Source organism: Nostoc sp., assembly GCF_036918015.1.
Taxonomy (GTDB): Bacteria; Cyanobacteriota; Cyanobacteriia; order Cyanobacteriales; family Nostocaceae; genus Nostoc.
The window spans coordinates 38,529-50,678 of sequence record NZ_JBALEO010000102.1 but is presented as its reverse complement, the minus strand read 5'-3'; the positions used below and the strand labels follow the sequence as shown (position 1 = coordinate 50,678).

The 12,150-nt window shown below is 40.7% G+C and carries 8 protein-coding genes and 1 tRNA gene; 7 read left to right on the top strand and 2 right to left on the bottom strand.

What is annotated here, in order from left to right; translation table 11 throughout:
- Nucleotides 1-198: 198 nt before the first annotated feature.
- From V7K61_RS33335 to V7K61_RS33325, 3 genes are all read left to right on the top strand, one after another.
- The gene (locus tag V7K61_RS33335; protein WP_335060396.1) at nt 199-2,448 is read left to right on the top strand and encodes a PAS domain-containing sensor histidine kinase; all 2,250 of its coding nucleotides are present in this window, start codon (nt 199-201) and stop codon (nt 2,446-2,448) included.
- A gap of 63 nt (nt 2,449-2,511) precedes the next feature.
- Nucleotides 2,512-2,583: transfer RNA gene (locus V7K61_RS33330), tRNA-Lys, on the top strand.
- 464 nt (nt 2,584-3,047) lie between these two features.
- Nucleotides 3,048-3,305 carry a hypothetical protein gene (locus V7K61_RS33325; protein ID WP_335060394.1) on the top strand — a complete coding sequence of 86 codons (258 nt, stop codon included), beginning with the start codon at nt 3,048-3,050 and terminating at the stop codon, nt 3,303-3,305.
- A 463-nt stretch (nt 3,306-3,768) separates the two neighbouring features.
- On the opposite strand, the gene cas12k is transcribed toward V7K61_RS33325, so the two are convergent.
- Entirely contained in the window at nt 3,769-5,676 is a 1,908-nt protein-coding gene (cas12k, locus tag V7K61_RS33320; protein WP_335060392.1) for a type V CRISPR-associated protein Cas12k, read from the bottom strand.
- Between the two features lie 70 nt (nt 5,677-5,746).
- Between cas12k and V7K61_RS33315 the strand changes: the two genes are divergently transcribed.
- Nucleotides 5,747-6,184, top strand: coding sequence for a MerR family transcriptional regulator (locus V7K61_RS33315; protein ID WP_335060389.1), 438 nt, complete (start codon nt 5,747-5,749; stop codon nt 6,182-6,184).
- A 149-nt stretch (nt 6,185-6,333) separates the two neighbouring features.
- On the opposite strand, the gene V7K61_RS33310 is transcribed toward V7K61_RS33315, so the two are convergent.
- On the bottom strand, nt 6,334-6,591 hold the full coding sequence (locus V7K61_RS33310; RefSeq protein WP_190920051.1) for a helix-turn-helix domain-containing protein: 258 nt from the start codon (nt 6,589-6,591) through the stop codon (nt 6,334-6,336).
- 102 nt (nt 6,592-6,693) lie between these two features.
- On the opposite strand from V7K61_RS33310, the gene V7K61_RS33305 reads away from it, so the two are divergent.
- The 3 genes from V7K61_RS33305 to V7K61_RS33295 all read left to right on the top strand — a co-directional run bounded on the left by V7K61_RS33305 (nt 6,694) and on the right by V7K61_RS33295 (nt 12,148).
- Nucleotides 6,694-7,629, top strand: a complete 936-nt coding sequence (locus V7K61_RS33305) for a pentapeptide repeat-containing protein (protein WP_335060387.1) — start codon at nt 6,694-6,696, stop codon at nt 7,627-7,629.
- 621 nt (nt 7,630-8,250) lie between these two features.
- A complete protein-coding gene (locus V7K61_RS33300) occupies nt 8,251-10,845 on the top strand; it encodes an N-6 DNA methylase (protein ID WP_335060385.1) in 2,595 nt (864 codons plus the stop codon).
- The gene (locus tag V7K61_RS33295) at nt 10,835-12,148 is read left to right on the top strand and encodes a restriction endonuclease subunit S (protein ID WP_335060383.1); all 1,314 of its coding nucleotides are present in this window, start codon (nt 10,835-10,837) and stop codon (nt 12,146-12,148) included. The genes V7K61_RS33300 and V7K61_RS33295 overlap by 11 nt, the downstream gene beginning before the upstream one ends.
- Nucleotides 12,149-12,150 lie beyond the last annotated feature (2 nt).

The window sequence follows — 12,150 nt, the reverse complement described above, 5'->3', positions numbered from 1 at the left end:
TCACCTTCAAAAAGCAGGATTTTGTTAAGCTGACTCCTATTAGCTTTCCTAGATTTCTGACAAGAAGTAGAGAAAGATCAAAATTTCGATGAGCAACAGCTGACAATACTTTGCTATAGGCGCTAAAGTGCATCTACTACAAGCTTAACGACAAGAGAGCGCCTAGAAGAGTCAGTAATACAAGAGTGGGACTCTCGCATGAATATAAATCCAGTAGAATCAACTATGGAGTTGACAAAATTATCACCACCTCAAATTCTTTTCGGCACAGAAGTAGATGAAAAAAGTAGTAGCGAGCAGTTTCTACTCAGCATGTATGATTCTGTACAGGCATCAATATTTGTAGTTGATGTTTTGGAGGATGGAGATTTTCAATATGTGGCCCTTAATCCCACTCATGAACGGTGGATAGGGATTCGCTCAGACGATCTCCGGGGCAAAAAGCCAGAGGATATCCTCTCTACTATTGATGCTGCAAAGGTACGTCAACATTATGTGGACTGCGTGCAATTTGGCACAACTATTTCTTACGAACAATGTTTGCAATTCCAGGGAGTTCCCACTTGGTGGAGTACGACTCTCACGCCACTAAAGGATGCTAACTCCAAGGTTTATCGATTGATTGGTACTAGTAGTAATATTACCTCTGTGAAGCAAGCAGAGCAAGTAGTTGGACTCCAGATTGAACGAGAGCAACTGCTAGAAGCGATCGCTGGACGGATTCACCAATCTGTAGAATTAGAGACAATTCTGCATCAGACAACAATTGAAGTGCGGCAGTTTTTGAATTGCGATCGCGTGTTGATTTATCGTTTCGAGGCTGATGGCAGTGGATTAATCATTGCCGAATCAACTGTAGCTACCAGCGATCCCCTGTTGGGCAAAAACATCACCGATCCCTGCTTGAATGGCAAACATCCAGAACACCACGGGCAAGGTTGCATTCAAGTTGTCGAAGATATTTATGCAGCCGGCTTGCATCCTTGCCATATAGATTTCCTGACATCTTTGCAGATAAGAGCCAATCTCGTCGTGCCGATTTTCCAAGAGCAAGATATGTGGGGACTATTGATTGCCCAGCATTGCCGTGAATCGCGTCAATGGCAGCAAACAGAAACTGACTTACTCAAGCAGTTGGCAACTCAAATCGGTATTGCAGTCCAACAGGCAGAACTTCATCAGCAACTCCAGGATCTCAAAGCCAAGATGGAGTTAGAGAAACGGAAACACATAAGTCAGTTGCAGCAGGTGCGAAACTTTGAAGCCTTGGTGCGACGTATGACAGAACAAATCCGCGACAGTCTGGATCAAACTCAGGTGTTGCAGACGCTTACCCAGGAATTAGCAAAGTTACTGAACCTTGATCGTTGCCAAATTGAACTCTACAGCACCTGCCAAACTCTAGTTACTATTACTTACGAATACAGCATTAATTTGCCCCAGTGTCAAGGATTAACCAAACAGATTGCAGACCATCTTGAAGTTTATCAACCGCTGTTGCAAAAACAACCATTGCAATTTTTGGAAATTGTACCGGGATGGGAACCAAAGTTGCGAGTTATGTCCCAAATGGCTTGTCCAATTTTTGATACTCAAGGGATTTTAGGAAATATTTGGTTGACAAGACCATCACAAGAGGCTTTTGACGAATTTGAAATTGAGCTAATGCAACAGGTTGCAAATGAATGTGCGATCGCCATTCGTCAAGCCCAGCTTTACAAACAAAACCAGGCACAGGTAAAAGAACTAGAAAAAAGCGATCGGCTCAAAAACCAATTTCTCAGAACCCTATCCCAAGAACTGCGGACACCCATAACAAGCATTAGCCTTGCAGTCCAAACTCTCGAAAGTGTCCTCACACCAGCAGAAATATCAGAGATAGAAATAGTCCCGCAACTCTTGCAGATTCTGCATAACGAGTGTGGGCGAGAAAGCAAGTTAATTAACGATCTACTCACACTCACATATCTCGAAGCCGAACCCGATCCCCCAACCTTGATTGCCATTGACTTTCAAAGCTGGCTTCACCCAATTATCGAGTCTTTTCGAGACCTCACCAACTGCCAGCGACAGCAGTTAAACCTGACTGTTGATCGGGCGCTGCCCCCTTTGGAGACAGATATCACTGATTTGGAGCGGATTGTCACCGAACTGCTCAACCATGCCTGTAAGTACACCCCAACCGGGGAAGCGATCGCAGTCTCTGCTCAGTTGATCGGGGATACAGTCGAGCTTAATATTACCAATTCGGGAATAGAGCTTACCAGTAATGAACTTTCACGGATTTTTGAACCTTTCTATCACCTTTCCAAACACGATCCTTGGAAACATAGCGGCACGGGGCTGGAATTGGCATTAGTGCAGAAAATGGTCAGACATTTAGGCGGCTCAATTTATGTAGAGAGTGCAGCAGGTAAAACCACCTTCACTGTCAAATTCCCCTTTTAATTCCTTTTTTGGGCATAGCACTAGCTAAATTGTCAGAAGTTGTGCTACGATTGTTATTCGTGTGGGTGACTAGCTCAACGGTAGAGCAGTAGACTCTTAATCTATTGGTTGCGGGTTCGATTCCCTCGTCACCCACTCTTTCTAGCCCTTCATGTACATTAACTAATTATTTGTCACTGTTAACAGATTATTGTCACTTTTCACTAATTAATGTCATTGTTAACAGATTAATGTCCTCTTTGAGAAATTAATGGTACTTTAGAGAACTAGGATGTAACTTTCCTATAATATTATTCAACCTATATCTCACTTTTAGGTGATTGCGATACTTTAAAAGAAACCGCCTAGAATGCTTTTGCAAGATACCCACAGTTGGCGATTGCAGGAAGAATCTATAACGTACTGCGCGTTTAATCTCACCTTGTTAGAAAATATTTTTTTGTCCAAAACATTTACGACCAATAGATTAAGAGTCCTTTCAACCCACCCTTTTTAACAAACCTTTTGTAGCTAATCTGAAAAATAAGATATTAATCTTTTAACCCGTCTCTATCTGAAGGGTTGTTGAAATCGGTCTTCACTTCCCAATCCGATTGTGAATGACTTTTTTCAACCCGTCTCAAGCTAGAAGGGGTGTTGAAACCGTGATGGGCAAGGTAACGACTGGTGGCAGTATGTTAGCTTTCAAGCCGCCTCTAGCTGGGAGGGGTGTTGAAACTAAGTTGCCCATTGTTTCAGTGAAGATTTTGTCTTTCAACCCGTCTCTAGCTGGGAGGGGTGTTGAAACTATCGCAAAAACGAAAGTATCCGATAAAAACACTAACTTTCAACCCGCCTCTAGCTGGGAGGGGTGTTGAAACACTGCGCTTCAAACCCTTGATTTACCAATAGTTATGAAGGCATTTTTGTCACGTCTCCCAAAATCACCCGTCAGTTAATACTTAAAAAAGTAAATCAACTGACACATTAAAGGCTATAAACCTTATTAAACAAGCGATTTAAAGTTTTGGCAGGAGTCCCAGGGAAATCACCCCCGCTTTGCCATGCCAAAAAATAATTAAGGTGGGTTCCTCCTTGGTCGGAGGTGATTCAGTAGCCACCACTGCGGTAAACCCGCACCTCTATTACTGGGGGCGCACCTAATTCCTATCCACAAGGGATAGCAGCATCAAGGTGGGCAGCTACCAGGGTCAGAAAGCAAGACTGTTTAACAGCAGTCAAACTAACCCAAATTTACACAGCACAGAGGCTTGTAACAAGCATGAACTGCGGCGCTGTTGAATTTCCTTATTTTATTGTCAAGGTTCGGTGTTTTGTCAATCAGTTTATTTTGCGGGAATGGTAAGCGGAGATCGCTAATTCTTTCGCTTTCTCCTGTGGACTACCTCGAATCGGCTGTTTTGCCTCCTCTATGACAATTCCGATTTTAGCGGCTTGACTTTGAACAATAGAAATTAATCTACCGTAGCTCCATTGATGGACGCTAACTCGATATTGTTTGGCATACTGTTTTTGGACTTCTAGTAATTCTGATTTTTGCTCGGCTTTGGACTGAATCTCGCTTTGAACTTGTTCTCGCATATCCCCTAATTTTGGTAGGACAATACTTACAGCGGAGTAAGTTTGAGCGATCGCAATAATCTCTTTCGCCAGTAGTCTGTCTATATATTCCCCTAACTCCGATTCTCCAAACTGATTTGGTGCAGCAAGCGTTTGAGCTACTTGGCGTTGATGGGATAAAGAGTGCTTTTGCTGTCGCTGTCGATTTAGCAGTTTGTAGTTATCACCAAGTAGTTGTCTAATGCTGCGATAGGTAAGGACTTTACCTGTAGTCCCGTCTACTATTGCTACTGTTGCAGGCTTTTCTAAACCGAGGCTAACACCAACAAGAATATGAGATTGTCCTTTATATAAAGGTTTAGTGGGGCGAGGAAAAGGGTTATTAATTCTGTCTAAGGTAGAGTTTTTTCGTTTTATGTGAGCTTGCTGTTTCTCATTGAGGTTGCCTTTGGCTTTTGTATTGGTGATTGTTTTAGTGATTTCTTCGGCTTTCTCTTCTCTTACTTGATTGGTTCCTTCAGTCGTCCATAGGCGGGTATCCACAGAACAGTAGAGGGTTAAGTGGTTAGCCTTCCAAGGATCGCCTTTGCCTTCTTCTTCTTGCCAAGCAAGACGCCCACTACGGAGGGTGAACAGGCTGCTAGAGTGTTGGTTTTTACTATTTTTCTTAATTTGTTGATCTTCTAGGAAGCGTTGAAACCAGTGGAGTTGGCGAGAGTCACAATAGACTTGAAAGCTATGCTCACTCAAACCGTTGAATTTTACACAGATGCGCCCAAACTGATTTTTAAACCAAGTCATATCTTCGTTGGTTTCGTAAGCCACTGGGAAAGGTACTTTGCTAGATTGCCTTAAAAGGCCGTCTTGCCAAGATTTCGCCTCGGCTTCATTTTTTGGAACGTTATGAGTTGCAACGACAATAGTTTCTAACCATTTGGCATCGGTTAAATCTCGACCTTTGGGAATTCGTGTTTCTAGCTGTTCTCTGAGGCGTTCAATCTGAATTTCAAGTTTACGGCGACGTTGAGCAAATTTTTTAGCGTCTTCCTCTTTATCGTTGATTTTGCAACCATTTTTGAGCAGATAGCTGATAGTACAACGAGTCAAGTTGTCTTCTGCATTGCCGTAAGCCTCAAATAAGTTCTTTGATAAAGCGTCGCTAACTGAATTTTGAGATTTTTTGCGCTTTTTAGCTTTTTTTTCATTCTTTGATTGAGTTTCAGCATTATCGAGGATAACAAGTTGAGTCAAAATTTCAGCAGCTTTAATGCGAAGACTATCTAAGCTGACACCACTGCTTTCTACCAATTCAACATCACTGTTGAGCATTTCCAACCAGCGAATTTTACCTTCTAGTTGGTACTGCGATCGCTTCATCAACGCGAACCATGATTTATAGATGTAGTTAACCAATGTAGTTGCACTTGTGTAAAACCGTGCAGGCTGACCAATGAAGCGCGGGTCTGCTTTGAGCATTTCACACACTTGCTTAACCGTACTAATCGGGAATCTACCTTGATGCCGCCATGTCCCAAAGTCTGGATGTTCAGAAATATGAAGCAATAGTTCGTTAATTAGTGGCGTGTTTTTATCTGCCATTAACTGCCATAGCTGTTGGCGAGTATTAACGTTGGCTACTAAACGACACTGAATCGTAATTTGGCTCATGCCACAGTTGAACAAATAAGTTCAATAAAAACATATATGTATAATAACTTGCTTCTGTAAGATAAATCTCATGCAGGAAGAATTTTTTACAAGCAAACAAGCTGCTGAGATTACAGGCTGCACCCTTCGGCAGTTGCAGTATTGGCGAGAGAAAGAAGTAGTTGTCCCCGTGATTGGTGATACGGGAATTGGGCGAAGCATTTACTATTCGCGGTCTAACTTAATAGAACTGGCAGCAATGGCATATTGGCTGTCTATGGGGTTAAATTTTGACTTAGCCAGTCGAACCCTCAGACAGATCAAAGAACAAGAACCTGAGTTATTAAACTCAGGTCAAGGTGGGCGTTTTATGTTGTTGTGGAATTGGGAAACGCAATCGCTTGAGCTTGTAGAGTTTAACCGAGAACGGGCGATCTTAAACCTAAGTGATGGTCTACCAGTGATTCCTGTATGGCTTGACCTAATTTATCGTCGTGTGGAATCGCGTCTATTAACTGGAGAAAATTAAGTCAACTGCTTCGACTTGTCAGACTTGACCAGAAATCCCGTGCCATTAAGGATTACAAGAGACAAGCGATCTAAATGACTCACAAAATGATTAAGTGGTTGCCTTTTTGCATAAGTGAAATGAGCTGAATATTTTTGACTAGATACTGATTACGTTACCTTTAAGTGATTTTCGTTTTCAGTTGTAAAGTCAACGAAATAGGTTAAGGGTTTTTTGTAAATCATTGCAAAGTCTGTTAACTCTACTACGTCAACTCTCCTCTCTCCTGATTCACACCTTGAAACATAGGACTGGGGCTGATTCAGCTTTTGTGCAACTTCTATTTGAGTGAGTCCAGCTTCAAGTCGCGCCTCGCGCAGGCGTGTGAGAAATGCTTTGTACCTAACCGAGTAGATTGAACCTCCCATGTTGGGAGGCTACAGCCGTTGCAATAATATGCAAAATTAACATATTTATGTTACATAACTAATTACTGAAGGTTGGTGTGTTGTCTAAATAAAGGTTCTCCAATGCCACTACCAATGGATGCAGATGAATTTATGAGCGAGTTGTTAGATGGCAGAAAAAATTTCCGTGGAGAGAACTTATCACAAGCTAATCTTCAAGGAGAAGATTTGAGAGGAGTCAATCTCTATGGTGCGAATTTGAAACGAGCTTGTCTTGTTAAAACAGATTTGCGTGGAGTTGACCTGCGTGAGGCTGACTTGAGTAACGCCTATCTCTGCCAAACTAGATTAGAGAAGGCTAAATTACAAAATGCTTGTTTAGTTGCAGCGGATTTAAGTTTGGCGAGATTGCATCAAGCAAATTTAGATTCAGCGGATCTAAATAGTGCAATTCTATTTATTACTTTTTTAATAAAAGCGAACTTAAGTAATGCCGACCTCAGTTATACAATTCTTCGTGGGGCAGATTTGAGTAACGCCAAGTTAGTAGGTGCAAGCTTGAGAGGAGTTGACCTGTCTCAGACAAAACTAGATGGAGTCAACCTGGAAGGAGTAGTGCTTGATGGAGCCAAAATGCCAGAGGTTTTACAGTCTCCTGACAAGGAGATCAGCAATCAAGGGATTTTGTTCAATCCAAAATGGCGGCTTTACACCTGGGAAGGACTGCGCTATCGCTCAAAATCTGAAATAGAAATTGCAAAGGCATTAGATCGCGCAGGAGTGCTGTTCATGCCAAATAGTCTAGCCCGGCTCAATTCACCAGAAGGTAGACGGAATCTAGAACCAGATTTTATAGTTTGCCACCAAGGTAAGTGGGGTATTCTCGAAGTTGACGGGCCTTGGCACACGCCTTCAAGACGAGTAGAGGAACAAGAACGAGAACGCTTGTTCCGGTTTCATGGAATACGAGTGGTGGAACGTTTTGACTCTAAAAAGTGTGAGAAGCAGCCAAATGAAGTTGTGAAAGAATTTTTACAAATGATTGAGGGTATGTATTAGTTCATCGGGAAATGAATTGATATTAGTTTCAGGTGGCTGACTTCCCATAAATTATCTTTGGCAAAAGTTTAATTGTAAGACTTTGAAGATGCGATCGCTCCGTGCATTATCTCTTTTAGATAAGCTTAAAGCTGTTATCCAAAAGAGTTAAACATTATATCCTTATTTTGCTAATTATTTTTTCGATATATTTGACGATGAGCTTAACCATTATTAATTAGCTAATCGCTATTCAATTTTACATAGTGATTCGCTCCTAATAATCGACAAACGCATATTTTATATAGATTAAATGTTCATTAATAATGACTATTTTTATTGAAAAAATAATTAATCTTATTCTTGAAACTATATGTAAAATTACTTGTCTATGTTTAATTTTTAAGCATTTTATAAAACCTTAATATTTGACAAGGAAAACTATAATTTTGCATCATATTTTAATTAAAAAAATAATAATATTTTGACTTAAATTTTAGTAAAAAAATGTTAGCAATATTGACTTTTTGCCACTACGATGCTAACATGATTATTAGGAATAATTAAATAGAATTATTTTTTTGCAATAGTATTTGGTTTTGGGGTAGGTGTCTTGAGTATATTAACTATGTATATGTATTTATGAGAAAAATAACACTACCTCAACTTGAACGTCATTTGTTTGCAGCAGCTGATATTTTGCGTGGAAAAATGGACGCTTCTGATTACAAAGAGTATCTTTTCGGAATGCTCTTTTTGAAACGTTGTTCTGATGTGTTTGAGGAGCAACGCGAGCAGGTTATCAAAGCAAATATAGCTAAGGGACGCACTTTAGCAGAAGCAGAGCAACGTGCTGAGTCACCTGCTTATTATGCCGAGACTTTTTTTGTCCCAGATCGGGCGCGTTGGTCTTATATCGAAAAAGAATTACATAATGATGTTGGTAATGGCTTGAATAAAGCCTTGGGTGCGTTGGAAACTGAAAACCCAATTTTAGAAGGCGTTGTTAGCCATATTGACTTTAACAAGACGATGGGTAAAACCAGAGTTCCTGATCAGAAATTACGGGATTTAATTCGGCATTTTGGTAAATATCGTCTCCGCAATGAGGATTTTGAATTTCCTGATTTGCTGGGTGCGGCTTATGAGTATCTGATTAGACATTTTGCTGACTCCGCAGGCAAGAAAGGGGGTGAATTTTATACACCCCGCGATGTGGCACGATTAATGGTGCGATTGCTCAAACCACAACAGAAAATGCGAATCTATGACCCTTGTGTAGGTTCAGGCGGTATGCTAATTCTCTCTAAAGAGTATTTAGAGGAGTCGCAAAGAAATGCAAATGCCAAAGATTTGAGTCTTTACGGTCAGGAAGCTAACGGTGGCGTTTGGGCAATTTGCAAAATGAACATGATTTTGCATGGTATTCCCGATGCTTTTATTGAGAATGATGACACGCTTGCTAACCCACTGCATATAGAAGGTGGGGAATTGATGCGTTTTGATCGTGTAATCAGTAATCCACCATTTAGTCAAAACTATTCTAGGAGAGAGTTAAAATTCGAGGGGCGTTTCCGTTATGGCTTCTGTCCTGAAAATGGCAAAAAAGGGGATTTGATGTTTGTGCAGCACATGGTAGCGGTGTTGCGACCTCAAGGAATGATGGCGACAGTCATGCCTCATGGAGTATTGTTTCGAGGTGGGGTAGAAAAGGAGATTCGTCAAGGATTTATTGAAGATGACTTGCTAGAAGCGGTGATTGGTTTACCACCGAATTTGTTTTATGGTACTGGTATTCCAGCTTGTATTTTGGTGATGCGAGGCTCAAAAGATGCAAAGCCTGAGTCACGTCGAGGTAAGGTTCTGTTTATTAATGCTGATGCAGAATATCAGGCAGGGCGGGCACAGAATTTCCTGAAGCCGGAGCATATTGAAAAAATTGTCTCGACTTTTGAAGCGTTTGTGAATGTACCTGGTTATGCAGCAGTGGTGACTAAGGAATATTTAGCCACTAATGATTACAACTGCAATATTCGCCGCTATGCTGACAATGCTCCACCTCCAGAACCCCATGATGTAAGAGCGCATCTTTTAGGAGGTATCCCCAAAGCTGAGGTAGAAGCTAAACAGGAACCGTTTATTGCTCATGGTTTTGACCCTGGTACTTTGTTTGTGGAACGGAATCAAAATTATTTTGATTTTGTGTCTACACTGTCGGAACGAAATCAAATTAAGGAGATTTTGGAATCAAACCCTGGCATAGTAGAGCAGGAAAAAAGGTTAAAGAATGCTTTTCTTAATTGGTGGGAAACTCACGAAGACAGGCTGTTGAAGTTGCCAGAAAAAAAGGATGTGATGGAAATTCGTGCTGATTTTCTCACATCTTTTACTGAAGCACTTCGTCCTATAAAGATTTTGGAAACTTACCAAGTCGCAGGAACAATGACTGAATGGTTTGATAATAACCAAAACACTTTTGCAACTGCTGCCAATCAAAACTTTAAGGGGGTAGTAGAAAATCAAATAGAAGCAAAGGCTGAGGCTTTACGAAAAGAGGCAATACAGGAACAGATGCTTCTGTTTTTGGATGAATTTCAGGTGAATGGAGTGATTGCTAGTTGGTGGGATGAAATTCAGTATGACCTCAAAACGATTGCTGCTCAAAATTTTGATGGCTTGATAGAAGGTTGGGTAGCGACAATTACGACAGATTTGAGTAGTGATGATAAAAACGGCAATATTTCTGACCCTTTAAGTCATAAATTAGTGGTGCGATTACTACCAGACTATTTACAGGAGTTGGCAGGTTACGAGGCGAAAAAGACAGATTTAGAAAGTCAATTAGCAGCAGCTAAGAAGAGTGATGATGAAAGTGAGGAAGCAGAGTTAGAAGATGAGGATAAATTAAGTGAGACTGAGATTAAGAAGCTTAAACAAGAATTGATGCAGTTAAAGAAGATTTTAACTAAGCTAAAGGAAGATTTAGTGAAGCGTTTAGAGACTGCAAGACAGCATTTGATTATGGAACAATGTCAGCGATTAGTGTTAGATATTGCTAAGGATGATTTAGAGAATCAATTAAATCGTTATGTTAATGCCCATCGTCAGCAGGTGATTGCTGCGCTTGAGAATTGGTGGGATAAGTATAGGGTAACTTTGCGAGATATCAAGGCGAAGAGAGATGAGGCTGCCAAGCGGGTGGAAAAATTTTTAGTAGGATTGGGCTATGCTGAGTAAACCAGTTTGGCAAGAGGAAAAACTTGGTAAGTATGCTTACATAAAAGGTCGTATTGGTTGGCGAGGACTTAAAGCATCTGAATACACTCACGATGGGGCATACTTGATTGCTGGTAATCACATTATAGCAGGACAGGTAAACTGGTCTGATTGCGATCACATATCAATGCGTCGCTACCTTGAGTCTAGAGAAATTGCTCTTGAGGAAGGCGATATTATTCTTACTAAAGATGGAACTATTGGTCGTGTTGCCATTATTGATAAGTTACCTGGCTTGGCAACCATTAACTCGACAATGATGCTTATTCGGGTACGCTCACCTTTAGTGCCACGATATGTCTATCACTATTTAACTGGTGATAACTTTCAGAAACTGGTTGCAGATAAAGTTTCAGGTAGCTCAATTCCTCATATCTTTCAACGGGATATGGTAGAACTAACCATACCCGTACCATCAGAGTCTGAACAACACTATATTGCTGAAATTCTTGACAGCATTGACTCGGCGATCGCACACACTTCTTCCCTCATTGCCAAGCTAAAACACATCAAAGCCGGACTGCTTAACGATTTGCTAACTCGCGGACTTGATAAAAATGGGGAATTCCGGGATGCGATCGCACATCCTGAACAGTTCCAAGATTCACCATTGGGAAGGATTCCGAAAGATTGGGAAATTACTATTCTTTCTCAAGAAATTGAGATACTTCATGGGTATGCTTTTAAAGGTGAATATTTTGCTGACAGTCCACCAGGAGAAGTCCTTTTAGTCCCTGGTAATTTTCATAGAGAAGGGGGACTTTATTTTGACAAAAATAATATCAAGTATTACCAAGGAACTATTCCAAATAGCACCTTTTTAAAAAATGGTGATCTGTTAACCGTAATGACTGATCTTTCTCCCAAAACGCTAATTTTAGGTCGAGTAGTACTGCTTGATTTGCCATTTAAAGTTTTACACAATCAACGAATTGGCAAAATAGTTCTTAAATCTCCTAATCTATGGAACAAGGAGTTTTTGATGCTTGTTATGAATAGTAATAGAGTTCGTGAAAACATTATTAGTAATGCAACAGGTACAACAGTACGACATACCTCACCTGAACGAATTACTAGAAACATTGTAGCAAAACCAAAAATACAAGAACAGAAGAAAATAGCAGATATTATTGATGCACAGAATATCCACATCCGGGCAGAAGAAGACTACCTTAACAAACTCAAACTCCAAAAAAAAGGACTAATGGATGATCTGTTAACTGGACGAGTTCGAGTGGACACCTCTCAGAAAATTACTGCATGAAC

Excerpts from the sequence above, each read along its gene's own strand:
- V7K61_RS33310 (WP_190920051.1), bottom strand. The coding sequence starts at position 6,591 with ATGGGAGGTTCAATCTACTCGGTTAGGTACAAAGCATTTCTCACACGC.
- V7K61_RS33305 (WP_335060387.1), top strand. The coding sequence starts at position 6,694 with ATGCCACTACCAATGGATGCAGATGAATTTATGAGCGAGTTGTTAGAT.
- V7K61_RS33335 (WP_335060396.1), top strand. The coding sequence starts at position 199 with ATGAATATAAATCCAGTAGAATCAACTATGGAGTTGACAAAATTATCA.
- V7K61_RS33325 (WP_335060394.1), top strand. The coding sequence starts at position 3,048 with ATGACTTTTTTCAACCCGTCTCAAGCTAGAAGGGGTGTTGAAACCGTG.
- V7K61_RS33295 (WP_335060383.1), top strand. The coding sequence starts at position 10,835 with ATGCTGAGTAAACCAGTTTGGCAAGAGGAAAAACTTGGTAAGTATGCT.
- V7K61_RS33300 (WP_335060385.1), top strand. The coding sequence starts at position 8,251 with ATGAGAAAAATAACACTACCTCAACTTGAACGTCATTTGTTTGCAGCA.
- V7K61_RS33315 (WP_335060389.1), top strand. The coding sequence starts at position 5,747 with ATGCAGGAAGAATTTTTTACAAGCAAACAAGCTGCTGAGATTACAGGC.
- cas12k (WP_335060392.1), bottom strand. The coding sequence starts at position 5,676 with ATGAGCCAAATTACGATTCAGTGTCGTTTAGTAGCCAACGTTAATACT.